Origin of the sequence: Sinomonas sp. G460-2 (assembly GCF_047759905.1) — a bacterium.
Lineage (GTDB): Bacteria > Actinomycetota > Actinomycetes > Actinomycetales > Micrococcaceae > Sinomonas.
Map to the genome: position 1 here is coordinate 1 of NZ_JBKZWT010000054.1, position 18,450 is coordinate 18,450.

General features: G+C 68.9%; 20 protein-coding genes. 15 read left to right on the forward strand and 5 right to left on the reverse strand.

Features of this window, described 5'->3' with window-relative positions; all coding sequences use genetic code 11:
- A partial coding sequence (locus ACLN58_RS07865; RefSeq protein WP_415854710.1) for an HlyD family efflux transporter periplasmic adaptor subunit occupies window positions 1-1,440 on the reverse strand: 1,440 nt, incomplete at its 3' end.
- Window positions 1,441-1,663: 223 nt separating this feature from the next.
- Between ACLN58_RS07865 and ACLN58_RS07870 the strand changes: the two genes are divergently transcribed.
- The 7 genes from ACLN58_RS07870 to ACLN58_RS07900 all read left to right on the forward strand — a co-directional run bounded on the left by ACLN58_RS07870 (window position 1,664) and on the right by ACLN58_RS07900 (window position 8,514).
- On the forward strand, window positions 1,664-2,644 hold the full coding sequence (locus tag ACLN58_RS07870; protein WP_415854711.1) for an ABC transporter ATP-binding protein: 981 nt from the start codon (window positions 1,664-1,666) through the stop codon (window positions 2,642-2,644).
- Complete coding sequence (locus ACLN58_RS07875) at window positions 2,641-3,513, forward strand: ABC transporter permease subunit (RefSeq protein ID WP_415854712.1); 873 nt, start codon at window positions 2,641-2,643, stop codon at window positions 3,511-3,513. The genes ACLN58_RS07870 and ACLN58_RS07875 overlap by 4 nt, the downstream gene beginning before the upstream one ends.
- A gap of 65 nt (window positions 3,514-3,578) precedes the next feature.
- Entirely contained in the window at window positions 3,579-4,838 is a 1,260-nt protein-coding gene (locus tag ACLN58_RS07880; RefSeq protein WP_415854713.1) for a histidine kinase, read from the forward strand.
- The gene (locus ACLN58_RS07885) at window positions 4,838-5,545 is read left to right on the forward strand and encodes a response regulator (RefSeq protein WP_415854714.1); all 708 of its coding nucleotides are present in this window, start codon (window positions 4,838-4,840) and stop codon (window positions 5,543-5,545) included. The genes ACLN58_RS07880 and ACLN58_RS07885 overlap by 1 nt, the downstream gene beginning before the upstream one ends.
- Window positions 5,546-5,603: 58 nt before the next feature.
- Window positions 5,604-6,308, forward strand: coding sequence for an HNH endonuclease signature motif containing protein (locus ACLN58_RS07890; RefSeq protein WP_415854715.1), 705 nt, complete (start codon window positions 5,604-5,606; stop codon window positions 6,306-6,308).
- 157 nt (window positions 6,309-6,465) lie between these two features.
- Complete coding sequence (locus ACLN58_RS07895) at window positions 6,466-7,197, forward strand: glutamine amidotransferase (RefSeq protein WP_415854716.1); 732 nt, start codon at window positions 6,466-6,468, stop codon at window positions 7,195-7,197.
- A 39-nt stretch (window positions 7,198-7,236) separates the two neighbouring features.
- Window positions 7,237-8,514, forward strand: coding sequence for a M18 family aminopeptidase (locus tag ACLN58_RS07900; RefSeq protein WP_415854717.1), 1,278 nt, complete (start codon window positions 7,237-7,239; stop codon window positions 8,512-8,514).
- A 4-nt stretch (window positions 8,515-8,518) separates the two neighbouring features.
- Here the strand turns inward: ACLN58_RS07900 and ACLN58_RS07905 are convergent, their stop codons facing one another.
- A complete protein-coding gene (locus ACLN58_RS07905; protein ID WP_415854718.1) occupies window positions 8,519-9,184 on the reverse strand; it encodes a DUF1345 domain-containing protein in 666 nt (221 codons plus the stop codon).
- A gap of 298 nt (window positions 9,185-9,482) precedes the next feature.
- Between ACLN58_RS07905 and rpsF the strand changes: the two genes are divergently transcribed.
- The 6 genes from rpsF (at window position 9,483) to ACLN58_RS07935 (ending at window position 13,315) form a co-directional block, all read left to right on the forward strand.
- Window positions 9,483-9,788, forward strand: coding sequence for a 30S ribosomal protein S6 (rpsF, locus tag ACLN58_RS07910; protein ID WP_138418148.1), 306 nt, complete (start codon window positions 9,483-9,485; stop codon window positions 9,786-9,788).
- A gap of 62 nt (window positions 9,789-9,850) precedes the next feature.
- The gene (locus ACLN58_RS07915) at window positions 9,851-10,456 is read left to right on the forward strand and encodes a single-stranded DNA-binding protein (RefSeq protein WP_415854719.1); all 606 of its coding nucleotides are present in this window, start codon (window positions 9,851-9,853) and stop codon (window positions 10,454-10,456) included.
- 62 nt (window positions 10,457-10,518) lie between these two features.
- The gene (rpsR, locus tag ACLN58_RS07920; protein ID WP_010144869.1) at window positions 10,519-10,758 is read left to right on the forward strand and encodes a 30S ribosomal protein S18; all 240 of its coding nucleotides are present in this window, start codon (window positions 10,519-10,521) and stop codon (window positions 10,756-10,758) included.
- A 16-nt stretch (window positions 10,759-10,774) separates the two neighbouring features.
- On the forward strand, window positions 10,775-11,227 hold the full coding sequence (rplI, locus tag ACLN58_RS07925; protein ID WP_415854720.1) for a 50S ribosomal protein L9: 453 nt from the start codon (window positions 10,775-10,777) through the stop codon (window positions 11,225-11,227).
- A 209-nt stretch (window positions 11,228-11,436) separates the two neighbouring features.
- On the forward strand, window positions 11,437-12,093 hold the full coding sequence (locus ACLN58_RS07930; RefSeq protein ID WP_415854721.1) for an FMN reductase: 657 nt from the start codon (window positions 11,437-11,439) through the stop codon (window positions 12,091-12,093).
- A gap of 70 nt (window positions 12,094-12,163) precedes the next feature.
- Window positions 12,164-13,315, forward strand: coding sequence for a dipeptidase (locus ACLN58_RS07935; protein WP_415854722.1), 1,152 nt, complete (start codon window positions 12,164-12,166; stop codon window positions 13,313-13,315).
- A gap of 29 nt (window positions 13,316-13,344) precedes the next feature.
- Here ACLN58_RS07935 and ACLN58_RS07940 read toward each other — a convergent pair whose 3' ends face one another.
- A complete protein-coding gene (locus ACLN58_RS07940) occupies window positions 13,345-14,022 on the reverse strand; it encodes a hypothetical protein (protein ID WP_415854723.1) in 678 nt (225 codons plus the stop codon).
- A 561-nt stretch (window positions 14,023-14,583) separates the two neighbouring features.
- Between ACLN58_RS07940 and dnaB the strand changes: the two genes are divergently transcribed.
- The gene (dnaB, locus tag ACLN58_RS07945) at window positions 14,584-15,978 is read left to right on the forward strand and encodes a replicative DNA helicase (protein WP_415854724.1); all 1,395 of its coding nucleotides are present in this window, start codon (window positions 14,584-14,586) and stop codon (window positions 15,976-15,978) included.
- 28 nt (window positions 15,979-16,006) lie between these two features.
- Here dnaB and ACLN58_RS07950 read toward each other — a convergent pair whose 3' ends face one another.
- Window positions 16,007-16,891 carry a sigma-70 family RNA polymerase sigma factor gene (locus ACLN58_RS07950; RefSeq protein ID WP_415854725.1) on the reverse strand — a complete coding sequence of 295 codons (885 nt, stop codon included), beginning with the start codon at window positions 16,889-16,891 and terminating at the stop codon, window positions 16,007-16,009.
- Window positions 16,892-16,966: 75 nt separating this feature from the next.
- Between ACLN58_RS07950 and ACLN58_RS07955 the strand changes: the two genes are divergently transcribed.
- Window positions 16,967-17,752 carry an SDR family oxidoreductase gene (locus tag ACLN58_RS07955; protein ID WP_415854726.1) on the forward strand — a complete coding sequence of 262 codons (786 nt, stop codon included), beginning with the start codon at window positions 16,967-16,969 and terminating at the stop codon, window positions 17,750-17,752.
- On the opposite strand, the gene ACLN58_RS07960 is transcribed toward ACLN58_RS07955, so the two are convergent.
- Window positions 17,736-18,329, reverse strand: coding sequence for a TetR family transcriptional regulator (locus ACLN58_RS07960; RefSeq protein WP_415854727.1), 594 nt, complete (start codon window positions 18,327-18,329; stop codon window positions 17,736-17,738). The genes ACLN58_RS07955 and ACLN58_RS07960 overlap by 17 nt on opposite strands.
- Window positions 18,330-18,450 lie beyond the last annotated feature (121 nt).

Genomic DNA, 18,450 nt, shown 5'->3' on the forward strand with positions numbered 1-18,450 from the left:
GCGGGTGCTCTGCGAGCTCGTGTCCGTGCTCGTCGTCACGCTCGGGAGGACCACCTGATCGCCCTCGGTGAGTCCCGTGAGCACCTCGGTGCGGCCGTTTGCGGTGATGCCGGTCGTGATCGCGACGGTCTGCTCCGCGCCGTTGCGCTGGACGCTCACGGTCTGACGGGTTCCGGCCGCCGTGATGGCGAGCGTCGGGACCACGAGCGCGTTGCTGGCGGTCGAGGTGGTCACCGAGATGTTGGCGCTCTCGCCGAGCCGGACCGTGGCCGGCGGGTTCGCGATCGAGACCGTCACGGAGTACGTGACCACGCCGCTCGTCGTGGTCGACGTCGCGGCGATCGAGGTCACGGTGCCGGTCACGGCGGCCGCGTTGGCGTCGGTCTTGATGGCAGGGAACGTGAACGTCGCGGCCTGGCCGACCTTCATCGCGGCCACGTCGGACTCGGAGAAGCCCGCGACGACCTGAAGATGGCCCGTGTCGGTGAGCGTCACGAGGCCCGAGCTAGATGACGAGCTCGACGCCGAGCCCGAACCGGCGGAGCCGGCGCCCGTCGAGCCCGACGACGCCGAGGAACCGGAGCTCGAACCGCTGCCCGCGCTGGCGCCGACCACGGCACCGATCGCCGTCACGGTCCCGTCGGAGGGCGCCTTGACGGTGCAGTCTGCGAGGTTCTTCTGGTCGGTCTGCAGGGCGATCTGCGACGACGTCGTGTTGCTGGGCGCCGCGTTGGCCTGCGAGTTCTGGGCGGAGTTGAGCGAGACCTGCGCGGAGGCGATCTGCTGCTGATCCTTGAGCGCGGTGCTCTGCTGCTGGTTCTGGGCCTGCGTGAGCGACTGCTGGTCCTTCGTGAGCTGCGCCTGCGCCGAGGTCAGCGCGTTCTGGTCCGGCACGTTGTTGGGGTTCGCGGTCGCCGTCGCCTGAGCGGACGTGACGTTGGCCTGATCGGTGTCGACCTGCTTCTGCGCGTTGGCCACGGCCGCAGCCTGCTGCTGCGCGTCGAGCGCCTGGGTCTGCTGGGCGTTCGCGAGCTGCTGCTGGGCCTGGGACACCGAGTTGGCCGACTGCGCCGCCTGCTGTCCCGCCTGCGCAACGGCGGAGTCGAGGGCCGCCTGCGCGGAGTCGACGGCGTTCTGCTGGTTGGTCGGGTCGATGTCGACGAGCTCCTGGCCGGCCTTGACCGCCTGGCCCACGCTCACCTTGACCGCCGTGACGGGGCCTGAGCAGTTGCCAGGTCCCACGGCGGTCGTGGTCGTCGAGGACACATTCCCCGTCGCCGTCGCCGTCGCGTCGAGGGTCGCGCGGCTCACCGCGACGGTGCGGGAGCTCACGGTGCTCGCGGGCTTCGCCGTGGCGGTGATGGTCGCGTAGGTGCCGCCCGCGAGGAGGAGGGCGGCGACTCCGAGAGCGGAGTTGATGACGACGGTTCTTCGGTTCACGTCAGAAATGTAGGAACGGATCCTATGCGTGGGCTGTGCGGAAACGGGGTTCCACCCATGGATGACCCCGCGTGACTTCCGCACAGTTCACGGGGAGGCTTCGCGTCGGGGCGCGCCCTAGTCCTCGAGGAGGATGGGTCCCCGCACAGGTTCATCCCGCCGGGCGTCGCGCGCTCGAGTCGCGCGTCCTAGCGTGGAACAGTCAGCTACCTCAGGAGGCGACATGATCCAGGCAACCGACCTGGCGAAGGTCTACGGCGAGAAGACCGCCGTCGACGGTGTCACGTTCACCGTGGAGCCCGGCCGGGTTACCGGCTTCCTCGGGCCCAACGGCGCCGGCAAGTCCACCACGATGCGCATGATCATGGGCCTCGATGCGCCCACGCGCGGGACCGTCACGGTCAACGGGGCGCCGTATATCAAGCACAAGGCCCCCCTCCGGGAGATCGGTGCGCTGCTCGAGGCGCGCGCGGTCCACCCGGGACGCACCGCCTTCAGCCACCTCTCGGCGCTCGCCGCGACCCACGGGATTCCCGCGAAGCGTGTCCACGAGGTCATCGAGATGACGGGCCTCGGCGCCGTCGCCAAGAAGAAGGTCAAGGGTTTCTCCCTCGGCATGGGTCAGCGCCTCGGCATCGCGGCCGCCCTCTTGGGCGACCCGCAGGTCGTGGTCCTCGACGAGCCGGTCAACGGCCTCGACCCCGAGGGGGTCGTGTGGGTCCGCAACCTGGTGAAGTACCTCGCGAGCACGGGTCGCACCGTCTTCCTCTCGAGCCACCTCATGAGCGAGATGGCGCAGACCGCGGACCATCTCATCGTGATCGGGCGCGGCAAGATCCTCGCCGACGCGCCGATCCAGGAGGTCATCGACAGCCAGGGCAAGGCCCGCGCGCGCGTCCGCACGGACCGCCCCGAGGACCTCTCGCGCCTGCTCGCCCGCTCGGGCGTTTCGATCCAGGCCCCCGAGCGCGAGGTGCTCGAGGTCAGCGGCCTGGACCCCCGCAGCATCGCGCAGATCGCGCTCGACAACCGCGTCCTCGTCTACGAGCTCACGCCCCTCCAGGCTTCGCTCGAGGAGGCCTACATGCAGCTCACGAAGGACGAGGTCGAGTACCGCTCCGACGAGGGCGCTGCGGCCGGCCACCCGGGCGGCGCGCACGCCGCCCAGCCCGCTCCCGCCGAGGCCCAGGAGGCATCCCGATGAGCACCACCGCAGTCCAGCCGCATCGGCACGCTTCCGCCCAGGCCGAGCGTGTTCCCGGGCCCAACTTCTTCCGGGTGCTCAACTCGGAGCGCATCAAGATCCTCTCGCTCCTCTCGACCCGCATCCTCCTGCTGTGCGCGATCGCGCTCATGGTCGGCTTTGCGGCGCTCCAGGCGTGGGGCGTCGGCCAGCTCAGTCAGTCGCTCAAGAGCGGCGGCGCCGGACCGCGCGAGGCGGTCAACATCGCGGCAGTCCTCCCGCACGTGCCCGTCGCGGGTGTGACGTTCTCCCAGCTCATCATCGGCTCGCTCGCCGTGCTCATGATCAGCGGCGAGTTCACCACCGGGATGTCCCGCGCGACGTTCGCGGCGGTCCCCACGCGCTGGCCAGTCCTCACAGCGAAGGCCGTCTACACGATCGTGATCGGCTTTGCCCTCACGTACGCGGGCGGCTACATCGGCGGCCTCGTGGCCCAGCCGATCTTGAACAACTACGACGGCCTGCACCTCGACATGGCGAGCTGGGACGTCCAGCGGTTCATGCTCCTCAACGCGGCATACGTAGCCGCCGTCGCCCTCATGGGTCTCGCGCTCGGCGCGCTCTTGCGGAACTCGGCGGGCGCGATCGTGACGCTCGTGGCGCTGCAGTTCGTGCTGCCGATCATCTTCCAGCTCATCCCCGGTGACTTCTTCAAGGAGGCGCGCAAGTACCTCCCCTCGAACGCCGCGGATGCGATGTTCCAGGCCGGCTCGAGTGCCCCGTTGGACACGACGTACCTCGAGCCGTGGCAGGGAACCTTGGTCCTCGCGGCCTACGTGGTGGTTCTCCTCGGGGCCGCGTACGCGACCCTCAGACAGCGGGACGTCTAGCCCGCCGCACAATGGACAGCATGGTCCGCATGACTCCGACGGGGGGTACGCCAAGGACGGACGGCGTGCCCCCCGCCGGCCTGCCCCCCGTTGGTCTGCCCGTCCGCACGGCGGCGGAGCCTTCCGTGGCGGCGCCCGCGTATGTTCCGCCCGCTCGTCGCGGGCGCGTGCGCCAGTACCTGTATGACCACCCGGTCGCGATGGACGTGGTCGTCGTGGCCGCGAGCGTCCTGTTGTCTTCCGGTGCGATGGTCGAGACGGCTGCGGGCGGGCATTGGTGGCAGTTCGGCCTCGTGCTCCTCGAGCAGGCGGTGCTGTTTCTCCGGCGCCAAGCGCCGTGGCCGGTGCTCGGGACCGTCGTCGCTGCGGACAGCGTGGTGCTGTTCGCCACCCCGTACCTCGGCAGCACGAGCGCGGCCGTGTGGTTCGCCCTGTACGCCGTCGCTGTCAACCTCAGGACGGTGTGGGCGCTCGCGATCGCCGTCGTCGCGAGCGTGCCCATCGCCGCGTACTTTGCGTTCTCGTATCGCCCCGGCGAGGAGTTCCTGGCCGAGCACGGGCCGTTCATCGGGCTCGTCGCGTCCCTGTCGGTCGTGCTGTCCAACCTCGTGGCCGTGGGGGTCGGGATCGTGGTGCGCGGGAACCGGCTGCATCAGGCCGAGGTCCGCGAATGGGCCATGCGCCGCGCGCAGTTCGCGTCGGTCCAGGAGCGCAACCGGATCGCGCGCGAGATGCACGACGTCGTCGCCCACTCGCTCACCGTTATGGTGGCGCTGAGCGACGGCGCGGCGCGCGCCGTCGAACGCGACCCCGAGTCGGCGAAAGCCGTGCTCGGGGAGCTCTCAAGCACGGGCCGGGCCGCGCTGACGGACATGCGCCGCGTTCTCGGGGTGCTCCGCGCCGACACCGGATCGGTGGGGCGGACGCCCGCACTCGGCGGGCTCCAATCGCTCGTCGACGGTTTCCGCGCGGCGGGCCTCCCCGTGATCCTCACCCAAGACGGCGAGTCGCTTCCCAGCGACGCGGCCCTCCAGCTCGCGGTCTACCGGATCGTCCAGGAGTCGCTCACGAACGTCCTGAGGTATGCGCGCGGCGTGGGCCGGGTCGACGTCCTCGTGGCGCGAGACGCGGGGGTCGTGCGGGTGCGCGTAGAGAACGACGGCGGGACCGCGCCTGAGGGGCCCGACGCTCACCTGGGCACGGGCGGCGGGATCGCGGGCATGCGCGAGCGCGCCGCGATTTTCGGCGGATCTCTGCGCGCTGCGCCCCGGCCTGGGGGAGGATGGCGCGTGGACGCCGAACTGCATTGGACGGAGAGGGACTGATGGGGGAGCACGACGACGAAGCGCAGGGGCTGCGGCTCCTGCTCGTGGACGACCAGCCACTGCTGCGGGTCGGATTCAGGATGGTCCTCGAGGCGGAGGACGGCATCGAGGTGGTCGGCGAGGCTGGCGACGGCGCCGAGGCCGTTCGGCTCACCCGCGAACTCGGGCCGGACGTGGTGCTCATGGACGTCCGCATGCCCATCATGGACGGGATCGAGGCCACCCGCCGGATTGCCGCGTCCTCGCCCGCCGCGCGCATCATCATCCTGACCACCTTTGACCTCGACGAATACGCGTTCGCGGGACTCCAGGCCGGGGCCTCTGCCTTCCTGCTCAAGGACGTGGCGCCCTCCGAGCTCGTCCACGCGGTGCGACTCGTGGCAAGTGGCGACGCCGTCGTGAGCCCGCGGGTGACCCAGCGCCTCCTCGAGACGTACGTGCGGGCGGAGGGCGCCGCCGTCGGCCGTCCCGAAGCTCAACCCGACCCGCTGCTCGCGGACCTCACGCCGCGCGAGCTCGAGGTGCTCCGCGCGATCTGCGAGGGGCTCAGCAACGCGGAGATCGCGCACCGGCTGTATCTCTCGGAGGCTACCGTCAAGAGCCACGTGCGCCGGATCCTGTCGAAGCTGCACCTGCGCGATCGCGTTCAGGCGGTCGTGTACGGGTACGAGACCGGCCTCGTGGTGCCGAGCAACCCCGACTACTGACGGGCTCCGGGGTGTTGTGACCGGCCGGTCGCGCGGGCGTGGCCTAGGCTGGGCGACCGTGACTGCTCCCCGCCGCTTCGGCTCACTGTCCGCGTGTTCGCTGCTCCTCGTGGGCCTGGCGGTCGCATTGTCTGGGTGCTCCGGGGCCGGGGGCTCGGAGGGGGCGGCGTCGGCGGCACAGGCTTCGTCGGGGGGCAAGGCGTCGTCGGGGGGTCCTGGCCTCGTCGTCGCGTCGGGCCACGGATGGACGGACCAGGGCGTCGAGGGCCCGATGCCCGGCCCGGGAACGTGCCACATCCGCTATAGCTCCTCGCACGAGCCGCTGCCGGACGCGTCCTGCACGCCCGGCGCGATCGACAGCGCCGTGACGCAGGCGAGTCTCCCGCAGACCGTGTGCCGCAAGGGCGGCTACACGTCGAGCGTGCGCCCACCGGTCTCGATCACGGACAAGGCCAAGAGCCAGATCATGGCCGCCTATGGTATCCCGGCGTCTGAATCCTCGAAGTACGAGCTCGACCACCTCGTCCCTCTGGCCGACGGCGGCGCCTCGGATATCCGCAACCTGTGGCCGGAGCCGAACACCTTCGCGTCGGGCAAGCCCTCGGCCTCGGCCTTCGTCCACAACGACAAGGACCAGGTCGAGGAGGACGCATTCTCCGCGCTCTGCGCCGGCAAGGCGAGCCTCGAATCGATCCAGAAGACCATGGCGACCGACTGGACCGCCGGCCACTACGCCGGCGGCTCGGGCACGGACGGGAACTAGCCTCCGCGCCTCCGGACCCCTCCCTTCCAGTCCACGTGTTCTTCCCCAATCAGTAGGAGTCTCGGCGTGTCGCGCCATTTCGGTGTGTCGGGGCGGAAGAAGTGGACCAGAGCGTGGCCCTCTACCGCGCGGATCGGGCCGGTAGCACAATGTCCGCATGCGGCCCTTTCTGCTGCTGGCGTCACGTGATCACGACGTCGTCGCGGACGACGAATACCGCGCGTTCTGCGAGTACGGCGGTCTTGAGCCCCATGAGCTCCACCGCGTTCGGGCCGAGGCCGGCCCGCTGCCCGAGATCTATCTGGACCAGTACTCGGGAGTGATTCTGGGCGGGAGTCCCTACACCGCGTCGGATCCCCCTGCGGACAAGAGCCCCTGCCAGCTGCGAGTCGAGGCAGAGATTTGTGGCCTCCTCGACCGCATTGTCGCGGAGGACTTCCCGTTCCTCGGCGCGTGCTACGGCGTCGGCCTGCTGGGCCTCCACGAGGGCGCGGTCGTGGATCGACGCTTCGGCGAGGAGGTGGGCCCGGTGCGCGTTCGGCTCAGCCCCGCTGGCCTCGTCGACCCCCTCTGCCGCGGCCTCGAGGCAAGCTTCGATGCGTTCGTGGGCCATAAGGAGGCGGTGCGGATGCTGCCCTCGAATGCGGCGCTGCTCGCCGGCTCGGCGACGTGCCCGGTGCAGATGTTCCGGTTCCGGCGGAACGTCTACGCGACACAGTTCCACCCCGAACTCGACTTTCCTGGGCTCGAGCGGCGCGTCGACGCGTACCGGCACTCGGGCTACTTCCCGCCCGACGAGGCCGAGTCAGTCAAGGATCGCGCGCGGATGGCGCGCGTCCACGAGCCCCAGCGGATCCTGCGCAACTTCGTCGAACGCTACTCTCGCTGAGCCCGATTTCGGCGACCGGGCGCTGGCTAGACTCGGGACATGCCTACCGCCGCGCATCTGCACGCCCTGGACCTTGGCCGCTTCGTGATGGCCTCGCCGTCGAGCTTTCACGCCGCCCACGAGGGCGCGCGGCGCCTTGAAGAGGCAGGCTTCCGGGTGCTCGCGGAGACCGAGGAGTGGCCCGCTGCACCCGGCGGCTACGCGGTCATCCGGGACGGCGCGCTCATCGCGTGGGTCGTTCCGGACGGGACGGGCCCGGTCACGCCCTTCCGCATCCTCGGTGCGCACACGGATTCGCCCTCGTTCAAGCTCAAGCCCAAGCCGACCACGGGGGCGCACGGGTGGCTCCAGGCCGGCGTCGAGGTCTACGGCGGGCCGATGCTCAACTCGTGGCTTGACCGGGAGCTTCGGCTCGCCGGCCGCCTCGTAACGCTCGACGGCGCCGAGCACCTTGTGGCGACAGGCCCGCTCCTGCGTTTCCCGCAGCTCGCGATCCATTTGGACCGCGGGGTCAACGAGGCTCTCACGCTCGACAAGCAGCGGCATATGCACCCCATCTGGGGCCTCGGCAATCCGGCGGCCTCGGACCTGCTCGGCCTCGTAGCGCAGGGCGTGGGCGTCGATCCGGGCGAGGTGGGCGGCTACGACCTCGTGGTCGCGGACGTTCAGGAGCCCGCGGTGTTCGGCGCCGACGGCGAGTTCTTCGCGTCCGGCCGGCTCGACAATCTCTCGTCCGTGCACGCCGGCGTGACTGCCCTGATCCGCGCCCTCGACGGCGCCCGCGAGACGGCGATCCCCGTGCTCGCGGCGTTCGATCACGAGGAGGTCGGCTCGTCCACTCGTTCCGGTGCCTGCGGCCCGTTCCTCGAGGATGTCTTGGCCCGCATCGGCGACGCCCTCGGCGCGACGGCGACCGAGCGCCGTCGTGCGTTCGCGGCGTCCTGGCACGTCTCCGCCGACGCCGGTCACGCAATCCACCCCAACTACCCGGAGAAGCACGATCCGGCGAACCGCCCCGTGCTCAATGGCGGGCCGCTCCTCAAGATCAACGCCCAGCAGCGCTACGCGACGGACGCCGCGGGCGCGGCGCTGTGGGCCCGCCTCTGTGCGGAGGCCGAAGTCCCGTATCAGGAGTTCGTCTCGAACAACGACGTGCCGTGCGGCTCGACGATCGGGCCGCTCACCGCGACCAGGCTCGGGATCCGCACGGTCGACGTGGGGGTCCCGCTCCTCTCGATGCACTCCGCGCGCGAGCTCGCCGGGGTGCAGGACCCGTGGCGGCTCGCGCTCGTCGCGGAGAGGTTCTTCGCGGGCTGAACGCCTAGCTCGCGAGGCCGATCACGAGGTTGATCGTCGCGGCTAGGATGAGCGTCGCGAACACATAGGCGAGCAGGCTGTGCTTGAGTGCCTCGGCGCGCATCGCGTGGTTCGTGATCGACGTGTCCGAGACCTGGTAGGTCATGCCGAGGCTGAACGCCATGTAGGCCACGTCCGTGTAGCGCGGCGGCGTGTCCTGGTTGAAGCTGATCCCGCCCTCGGGCGTCGACGTGTAGTACAGCTCGGTGTAGCGGAGGGTGAAGAGCGTGTGCAGCATGAGCCACGAGGCACCGACCACGAGCAGGGCGAGGAGCGCGAGGGCGATCTTCATGGGCTTCTCGGCCTGATTCCCGGAGACCATGACAATGAGGACGGCGACGATCGCGGCGGCGTTCGTGCACAGGATGAGGAAGTCGCGCGTCGCGCGGCGCGGGTCTTCCTCGCGAGCGTGCTTGCGGGTTTCGGAGGGCCCCATGCGGCTGATGCGGGACCAGACCCAGATGTCGTAGAGGAGGGCGGCGGCGCCCCAGCCTGCCGCGGGGGCGTGCCACCACGAGTTGAAGAATCCCGTGAGGAGCGCGGCGACGAGGCCTGTGGCCAGCATGATCCAGATGCGGCGGCGGGCGGTCGCGGCCCGCGCCGAGCGGGGGGAGACGGTGTGTGGCGTCATGCCATGATCGTTCCATCGCACCCTTGGAACCTGCTAATTTCTCCTCCCCACAGGTGGAGGTGGCGAGTTGTCCTCATCGCCCCGCGCGCAGCGGACGACGGCGGCGGCTCGGCGTAGCGTTGACCTCACCACGGCCGGAGGCGGCCCGGCTGGGACAGGGGAGCTTGATCCGGTAACATAGTGAAGTCTGTGCTGCGGCCGGCACATCGTGTCGATGGCCGCGGCGCTGGCCAACGCAAATGAACCTCCTGTTGCGGAGAGACCGCAACCGCTTAGCCCAAAGGAGGTGGGTTCACACATGCGTCCTTACGAACTGATGGTCCTCATCGACCCCGAGGTTGACGAGCGCACTGTTCAGCCGTCGCTCGACAAGTTCCTCAGTGTGATCACTACCGACGGTGGAACCGTCGACAAGGTGGACATCTGGGGCCGTCGTCGTCTGGCTTACGACATCAAGAAGAAGAACGAGGCGATCTACGCGGTCGTCAACTTCACCGCTGAGCCCGCCACGGCGCAGGAGCTCGATCGTCAGCTGAACCTCAACGAGACGATCATGCGCACCAAGATCATTCGCCCCGAAGACCAGAAGGTGTCCGCCAAGTAGTCTTGGCGTAAACCCCTTCGGTAACCCGTAAGAACGTCATAAGGCTCGGACCAGGAGGCAGCATGGCAGGCGAAACCACGATTACGGTCATCGGAAATCTGACGAACGATCCGGAGCTCCGGTTCACCCCGTCGGGTTCCGCGGTGGCCAACTTCACGGTGGCCTCCACGCCGCGCACCTTCGACCGCCAGGCGAACGAGTGGAAGGACGGGGAGACCCTGTTCCTCCGCGCGTCGATCTGGCGTGAGGCTGCCGAGAACGTCGCGGAGTCCCTCACAAAGGGCATGCGCGTGATCGTTTCGGGCCGGCTCAAGAGCCGTTCTTACGAGACCAAGGAAGGCGAGAAGCGCACCGTCATCGAGCTCGAGGTCGACGAGATCGGCCCGAGCCTGCGCTACGCCTCCGCCAAGGTGAACCGCACCCAGCGCTCCGGCGGTCAGGGTGGGAACTTCGGCGGCGGCGGCAACTTCAGTGGCGGCAACGCTGGGGGCAACTCCGGCGGCGGCTCCGGCAACAACTGGGGAGGCAACCAGGGTTCTCAGAACCAGGGCGCCAACTCCGGGGGCTGGAGCGGCGGCGGTGCGCAGAACGACGACCCGTGGGCGACCCCGGGCGTCAGCAACGCCGGTGGCTGGGGGTCGGGCTCCGACTCCGAGCCGCCATTCTGATCATCACATCCAACCATCCCGTGGCATGACCACGGGCTCCGCGAGACTAAAGGAGCTCCACGATGGCAAAGGCTGAAATTCGCAAGCCGAAACCAAAGTCCAACCCCTTGAAGGCCGCTGACATCACCGTCATCGACTACAAGGACGTCGCCCTGCTGCGCAAGTTCATCTCGGACCGCGGCAAGATCCGCGCCCGCCGAGTGACCGGCGTGACCGTGCAGGAGCAGCGCAAGATCGCCCAGGCGATCAAGAACGCCCGCGAGGTCGCCCTGCTCCCCTACTCCGGCGCTGGCCGCGGCTGAGAAGGGAAGCAAAACCATGGCAAAGATCATCCTGACCCAGGAAGTGACCGGACTCGGCACGCCTGGTGACGTTGTCGAGGTCAAGGACGGCTACGCCCGCAACTACCTCTACCCGCGTGGCTTCGCGCTCCGCTGGACTCGTGGTGGCGAGGCTCATGTCGAGGCGATCAACGCGGCCCGCGCCGCGAAGGCCCACAAGACGCTCGAGGCCGCGCAGGAGCAGGCTGCTGCTCTCGCCAAGACGCCCGTGCGCCTTGAGGTCAAGGCCGGCAAGGAGGGTCGCCTCTTCGGCACCGTCCGCACCGAGGCCGTCGCCTCCGCCGTCGAGGCCGCTGGCCTCGGCGCGATCGACAAGCGCAAGGTCGTGCTTCCGGGCCACATCAAGTCGACCGGCAACTACAACGTCTCCGTGCGCCTGCACGACGACGTCACCGCGACCATCAACCTCCAGGTTGTCGCCGCGAAGTAGTCTGGCCGCAGCCTGACGGCTGTTGGACTCACACGAGGGCCCCCGCCAAGAATGGCGGGGGCCCTCGTTCCGTTCCCGCGCTTCCGGCCCCTCCCGGCCCCTCCCTCCCGTCTCGGGTACGGATACGCGACCCGGGAATAGGTCCGGGGCCCCATCTGTTGGGGAGGTAGATGCAAATGCATGGACCGTGGGAACGGAGAAGGAACAGCATGGACACGAAGAAGCTCGTAGTGATCTCCGCGGGGCTCGGGACGCCCTCGTCGAGTCGGCTGCTCGCCGATCAGCTGGGCGACGCGACGGCTCGCCTCGCCGCGGGACTCGGCGTCGAAGTCGAGGTCACCACGTATGAGCTGCGTGACCTGGCCGTCGACATCGCCAACAACTTCGTCACGGGCTACGCGGCCCCGAGGCTCGCCGAGGCTATCGCGGATGTCGAGAACGCCGATGCCCTCATCGCGGTCTCCCCGGTCTTCAGTGCCTCGTACAGCGGGCTGTTCAAGTCGTTCTTCGACCTCGTAGACAACAAGGCGCTCGAGGGGACGCCCGTTCTTCTTGGCGCGACGGGCGGTTCGGAGCGTCACAGCATGGTCCTGGACTTCGCGATGCGCCCGCTGTTCACGTACCTGCGGGCTCGGATCATGCCGACCGCGGTCTTCGCGGCGCCCATGGACTGGGGTCGTGGATCCGACGGCGATGGCTTCGCGGCCGGCAGCCTGAGCGTGCGCATCGAGCGTGCGGCGGCTGAGCTCGCGTCGGAGTTCACCAACGACGGCGGCGGCGCCTCCTCCCGCGTGCCTCAGGTCGCCACTCGGCCGGAGGAAAAGGGCTTCGAGCAGCTGCTCGCGGACCTCACGGGCGGTCGCTGACAGGTCCGTCGGTTCGGGTACAGACCAGCCGCACCCGTGACGAGTGGGGGGCGGGCGTTACGATGAACCGGTGCCTCTAGCCCCCCACCCTGTGCCTTCGGCCCGCGAGTACGCCCCTGTTGTCGACGGCCACAATGACCTTCCGTGGGCGCTCCGCCAGGAGTTTGGATACGACGTCACGGCCGCCGGCCTCGAGGCGGGGCAGCCCCGCCTCCACACCGACGTCCCCCGACTGCGCCGGGGCGGCGTGGGTGCCCAGTTCTGGTCGGTCTTCGTCCCGTCATCCCTGACCCCCGAGCAGTCGGTCGTCGCGACGCTCGAGCAGATCGACTGCGTCCGTCGAATCGTCGCGGCCCACCCCGACACGTTCGAGTTGGCGCGCACCGCCGCGGAGGTGCGTTCCGCCGTCGAACGCGGGAAGATCGCCTCGCTCATGGGCATGGAGGGCGGGCACAGCATCGCCGGCTCGCTCGGCGTGCTACGCGCCATGGCCGCCCTCGGGGTGCGGTACATGACGCTGACCCACAACGACAGCACGCCGTGGGCCTCCTCGGCCACGGGTGAGGGGGAGGACACGGGCCTCGGACCGTTCGGGCGCGAGGTCGTCGCGGAAATGAATCGCGTGGGGATGATCGTGGACCTCTCGCACGTCTCGGAGAGGACGATGCTTGACGCCCTGGCGTGCACGAGCGCGCCGGTCATGTTCTCGCATTCGTCATGCCGCGCCGTCTGCAGCCACCCTCGGAACGTGCCGGACGCCGTGCTGGAGACTCTTCCCGCGAACGGAGGCGTGCTCATGGTCACGTTCGTCCCCAAGTTCGTTTCGGAGGCCTGCAGCGAGCACGCGCGGGCGGTCCACGACCGGAGAGTCGAACTGGGCCTCCCGGTCGGCTTCCACGACATCGCCCCGGCGGAAGACCCCGAGGCTGCCCGCGAATTCGCTGCGTGGCTCACCCGGAACCCGGCACCCAAGGCGACCATTGCCGACGTCGTCCGTCACCTCGAGCATGCCCGCGGCATGGTGGGGCACCGCCACCTTGGGCTCGGTGGAGACTTCGACGGCACGCCGGAGCTCCCGGAGGGGATGGACGGCGTGGCGGGCTACCGTCCGCTCCTCGACGCGCTCGCGGAGCGAGGCTGGACGGCGGAGGAGCTCGACGCCCTCTGCTGGGGCAACGCGCTGCGCGTCCTCGAGGAAGCCGAGCAGGTGGCCACGCGCTGACGGCGAGGCCGGCGCCACGGCGCCAGCCCTCAGAGGAGGTCCACGAACGCCCTGGCCTCTTCGATGCTGATCTCGGAATGCTTCCACAGCATGAGCGCGGCATCCTCGGCGTCGCCGATCTGGGCGAGCGCCTTGATCTCGGCATAGATCTCGTCGTTGAGCAGGTTGCTCGCAACCTCGAGCGTCTCCCTGCCATTGCTGACGATCGCGCGGTAGCGGTAGGGGAACCGGGTCGTCGAGCGCTCGCCGGGCGCGCCCGCGGGCACCTTGGCGGGTTCGGCGGGTTCGTCCCCGGACGACGGCGGAGCGGCCTCAGGCGGGGCAGGCGCCGCCGGGGTGGTGGGCGAGGCGGGCGTGGTGATGGACGTCGCGGTGGACGTCTCCGCAGGTGCGCCGTGGGCGTTCCCGAAGGCCTGAGGATGGCTTTCCATGAGCAGGATCGCGTTCCGGGCATCGATGAGCTTTGCCCCCGTGGCCTGACGGTACGCGGCGATTGCCTGAACCGTGAGCCCCTGCGCGATGAGCGAGTAGATGGCCCGGTGCTGCTCCTCGGTGAGCCGCGCCGACAGCTCGGCGGCCGCGCTGGGTCCCTGGGCCACGGCAGATTCGACGGACGCCCGAGTGCGCCTGACGCCCCTGCGCAGCACGAGGACGACGATGGCGACGACGCACAGCAGGATGATGAGAGGGGGCAGCAGGTTTTCCATCGGGGCTTCCGGATCGGTGCGGTGAACGTGCGGGCGGCCCCAGCCCGGGGCACTTCCAGCGTAGTACGGAGGGGCTGCACCGGCACGCGGCTGTGGGGCGGATTCCGCGGTGATGCGACGCGTGCGGAGCCGTCATAGAGCCTTCGCGACTCCATGAACGCCGGGGCATGGATCGCCGGATGACTGGACGTGGGAATATGTGGTGAACGTCACATAAGTGGTGCGGATCACGTGAAATCACAAGTGTTTGTCTAAAAATCCCCATTAGCGCTGTGGATTTCGGATGTGGAAAAAAATATTTAGTCCACACCATGTAGAGCAAGTTTTCCCACGTCACAGGGCACTTAATGGGAGCCGAAAAGAGTTATCCACATTTATCCACAGGTTCGGCGAACAACTTCGGGCACGTATTCCACAAGTTGTCCACAGGTGGGGTGGAGGGCCAGCTGGAGAATGTCCGAGGCCCCAGATACCTTTGCTGCAACCATCCGGAAGGGGCGTGCACGGTCCAGACGTGCACTGCCGCGATCCGGGCGTCACGTGAGAGGTGAGGTGTCGCCGGTGTCCGCAGCACAAGTCGAGTCGGTTCCGTCGTATCGGGACTCGGATGTGGGCCGCACCCCTCCGCAGGACATCGTCGCGGAGCAGTCCGTGCTGGGCGGCATGATGCTTTCGAAGGACGCCATCGCTGACGTCGTCGAAGTGGTCCGCTCGGCCGACTTCTATCGGCCGGCGCACGAGACGATCTTCGACGCGATCGCTGACCTCTACAGCAAGGGCGAACCCGCGGACGCGGTGACCGTCTCCGACGAGCTCACCAAGCGCGGCGAGATCAATCGCGTGGGCGGCCCCGCCTATCTGCACGAGCTCATCCAATCGGTCCCCACGGCAGCGAACGCCGGCTACTACGCCGAGATCGTGGCGGAGCGAGCCGTCCTTCGCCGTCTCGTGAGCGCAGGCACCAAGATCGTCCAGCTGGGCTATGGCCAGGACGGCGAGGTCGAGGATCTCGTCAACCAAGCCCAGGCCGAGGTGTTCTCCGTCGCCGAGCGTCGGCAGGGTGAGGACTACGTTGCGCTCTCCGAGGTCATGGAGTCCGCGATGGACGAGATCGAGGCGGCCGGTCACCGCGGCGAGGGAATCACAGGCGTCCCAACCGGCTTCTATGAGCTCGACGAGCTCACCCACGGGCTGCACCCCGGCCAGATGATCGTCATCGCCGCGCGCCCCGCCGTCGGCAAGTCAACGTTCGCGCTCGACTTCGCCCGCTCGGCCGCCATCAAGAACAAGCTGCCCACCGTCTTCTTCTCCCTCGAGATGAGCCGGAACGAGATCGCCATGCGCCTCATGAGCGCGGAGGCCACGATCCAGCTCCAGGATCTGCGTCGAGGCACCCTGCGCGACGAGCATTGGGCCAAGATCGCGAAGGTCATGGGCCCGCTCAACGAGTCGCCGCTGTTCATCGACGATTCCCCGAACATGTCGCTCATGGAGATCCGGGCGAAGTGCCGGCGGCTCAAGCAGCAGCACGGGCTCAAGCTCGTGATTCTCGACTACCTCCAGCTCATGACCTCAGGCAAGAAGGTCGAGAGCAGGCAGCAGGAAGTATCAGAGTTCTCGCGCGCGCTGAAGCTCCTCGCGAAGGAGCTCGAGGTGCCCGTCATCGCGCTTTCGCAGCTCAACCGTGGCTCCGAGCAGCGCCAGGACAAGCGGCCGATGGTCTCAGACCTTCGCGAAAGTGGATCCATAGAACAGGACGCCGACATGGTGATCCTGCTCCACCGCGAGGACGTGTACAACAAGGAGTCGCCCCGAGCGGGCGAGGCGGACATCCTCGTGGCGAAGCACCGTAACGGCCCGACCAAGGACATCGTCGTGGCGTTCCAGGGGCACTACTCGCGGTTCGCCAACATGGCCGCCGAGTCGGGGGACGGCGAGGGCGGAGGCGGGTTCTAGGGACCCCGGAGAGGGCCTGCGCCCGACCTCAGCCGTCCACCACCGCCACCTCGAGCGCCCGCAGGCGCGACGGCTCTGCGACGACGTCGATGTGGGTGACCCGGTCGCCGTCGACCGTGAAGGCAAGCACGAGCCGCAGGTGGCCCTTCGGCGCGACGACGAGCGCGACTCTCCCGTTGACGAGGGCCACCCTGGCGAACGGTGCGCGCACGGCGGACGCGACGGCAGCGTGCGCGACCTGTTCGGCGCCGCTGAGCGTCATGGCCAGGCGCGACGGAGACGACGCCGCGTCCGCGTTGATCACGACGTCCGGCGCGAGAAGTTCGACGAGCGCTTCGAAGTCGCCGGAGCGGACCGCCGCGAGATAGGCATCGACGGCGCGCCGCTGCCGCGCACGATCAGGATCGGGCGCCTCGGAGCCGCGGACTCGCCGCCGTGCGCGGCTCGCGAGCTGGCGCGTCGCCTCGGAGGACTTGCCGAGGATCGGCGCGATGCGGTCGAACGGAACGTCGAACATGTCGTGCAGCACGAACGCGAGTCGCTCCGCGGGCTGGAGCGCGTCGAGCACCACGAGGAGCGCGAGCCCGACGGCGTCCGCCATGACCGCCTCCTCCTCGGGTTCCTCCCCGGAACCGGCCCGAAGCGCCTCCTCTAGCCCGTCGATCGGCTCCTCGCGCCGCAGGGCCCGCGCCCGCAGGACGTTGAGGCAGATGCGGGCGACGACAGTCGTGAGCCACGCGCCGAGACTCTCGATCGCGCCGGCATCGGTGCGGGCGAGCCGCAGCCACGCCTCCTGCACGGCGTCGTCCGCTTCGGGAAGCGACCCCAGCATGCGGTACGCGACGGCGCGAAGGCGCCCGCGCTCGGACTCGAAACGGCTGGCCAGGAGATCCTCGACATCCACGTCTGTCACACTCGTGCACTCCCGCGGGTCATGGCAAGTAGAGGGGCTCGCAAGCGGCCCGATTCACGGTAGAAGGGATAGGTCATGGCACTCACGATTCTGGTGACGGGCGGAACGGGCACGCTGGGACGGCAGGTGGTGGCGCGGCTCCGCGCCGCGGGCCGGCCCGTGCGCGTCCTGAGCAGGCACGCTCGCCCCGCGAACGACGGCGTTGAATACTTCGCGGGCGACCTCGCCTCGGGTGAAGGCGTCAGCCCGGCGATGGAGGGCGTCGCGACGGTCGTGCACTGCGCCGGCACGCAGAAGGGCGACGGTGATAAGGCTCGGCATCTCGTCGAGGCGGCCAAGCAGGCCGGAGTGGGTCACATCGTGTTCATCTCCGTGGTGGGCGCGGACACGATTCCCGTGGTGAGCGGCCTAGACCGTGCGGCGTTCGCGTACTTCGAGGCGAAGCGCGAGGCCGAGTTGGTCATCGAGTCCTCGGGGATTCCGTGGTCGACGCTCCGCGCGACCCAGTTCTACGAACTCACGCTGCTCACGGCCCAGGCCATGGCGAAGCTTCCCGTCATCCCCGTGCCGTCCGGCTTCCGGTTCCAGCCGGTCGATTCGGGCGAGGTCGCGGATCGACTCGTCGAGCTCGCCCTCGGCTCCCCGGCAGGGCTGGTCCCCGACCTGGCTGGCCCCACGGTTTACACCATGAAGGACCTGATCCGCTCCTACGTCGTGGCGAGCGGGCTCCACCGGCTGCTCCTGCCGATGCCTATGCCGGGCGGGGCCGCGCGGGCCATCCGCGGGGGCGCGAACATCGCCCCGGATCGCGGGGTGGGCCACCGGACCTGGGAGGACTTCCTCGCTACCCCTCGACCCTGAACCCCGAGCCGAGGAGCCGCAGCGCCTCGTCTATCATCGCGGGGAGATCGCTGCGGCCCTCGTCCTCGATCCACCGCTCGAACACGACGATCAGCACCCCCGTGAGGGCGCCGGCCGCGAGGGAGATCCGTGGATCGTCCTCGGCGACACCGAGAGTCTTGGCCACGATCCCCGAGTACATGCGGCCCACATCGTGGTTCGCGGCGAGGGCCCGGATCCGGAGCGCCGGCGTGGTGAACGTGAGGCGCATCCGCTCGTAAATGCGGTCGCGGTCGCTCGCGTAGAACTCTTCGAACGCGTTGTGGACCGCTAGCCGAAACGCCTCGACCATAGACGTCCCGGGCGGGACGCCTTCGAGCGCGGCGAGCAGGGACGGATCGTATTCGTCTTCAAGGACCACGTCTTCCTTCGTGGCGTAGTACCGGAAGAACGTGCTCGGAGAGACCTCTGCCTCGGCCGCGATCTGGTCGACTGTGGTCTCGTCGTAGCCCTGCTCGGCAAAAAGGCGGAGCGCGACGTCCTGGATAAGGCGCCGCGTCTTCGCCTTCTTGCGTTCCCGCAGCCCTGGTTCCGTCATGAAACCATCTTGCCAGCCGCCGTCGTCTGCGGGGCGTGCGAACGGCGCGGGAGCACGATCGCCATCATGGCCGCGATGGCGATCGCCGCCGCGAAGCACACGAGGCTCACGGCGTGGACGC

Bases quoted from the DNA above. Each gene is read 5' to 3' on its own strand.
- ACLN58_RS07870 (WP_415854711.1), top strand. From the start codon at position 1,664: ATGATCCAGGCAACCGACCTGGCGAAGGTCTACGGCGAGAAGACCGCC.
- ACLN58_RS07875 (WP_415854712.1), top strand. From the start codon at position 2,641: ATGAGCACCACCGCAGTCCAGCCGCATCGGCACGCTTCCGCCCAGGCC.
- ACLN58_RS07885 (WP_415854714.1), top strand. From the start codon at position 4,838: ATGGGGGAGCACGACGACGAAGCGCAGGGGCTGCGGCTCCTGCTCGTG.
- ACLN58_RS07895 (WP_415854716.1), top strand. From the start codon at position 6,466: ATGCGGCCCTTTCTGCTGCTGGCGTCACGTGATCACGACGTCGTCGCG.
- ACLN58_RS07900 (WP_415854717.1), top strand. From the start codon at position 7,237: ATGCCTACCGCCGCGCATCTGCACGCCCTGGACCTTGGCCGCTTCGTG.
- ACLN58_RS07905 (WP_415854718.1), bottom strand. From the start codon at position 9,184: ATGACGCCACACACCGTCTCCCCCCGCTCGGCGCGGGCCGCGACCGCC.
- rpsF (WP_138418148.1), top strand. From the start codon at position 9,483: ATGCGTCCTTACGAACTGATGGTCCTCATCGACCCCGAGGTTGACGAG.
- ACLN58_RS07915 (WP_415854719.1), top strand. From the start codon at position 9,851: ATGGCAGGCGAAACCACGATTACGGTCATCGGAAATCTGACGAACGAT.
- rpsR (WP_010144869.1), top strand. From the start codon at position 10,519: ATGGCAAAGGCTGAAATTCGCAAGCCGAAACCAAAGTCCAACCCCTTG.
- rplI (WP_415854720.1), top strand. From the start codon at position 10,775: ATGGCAAAGATCATCCTGACCCAGGAAGTGACCGGACTCGGCACGCCT.
- ACLN58_RS07930 (WP_415854721.1), top strand. From the start codon at position 11,437: ATGGACACGAAGAAGCTCGTAGTGATCTCCGCGGGGCTCGGGACGCCC.
- ACLN58_RS07940 (WP_415854723.1), bottom strand. From the start codon at position 14,022: ATGGAAAACCTGCTGCCCCCTCTCATCATCCTGCTGTGCGTCGTCGCC.
- ACLN58_RS07955 (WP_415854726.1), top strand. From the start codon at position 16,967: ATGGCACTCACGATTCTGGTGACGGGCGGAACGGGCACGCTGGGACGG.
- ACLN58_RS07960 (WP_415854727.1), bottom strand. From the start codon at position 18,329: ATGACGGAACCAGGGCTGCGGGAACGCAAGAAGGCGAAGACGCGGCGC.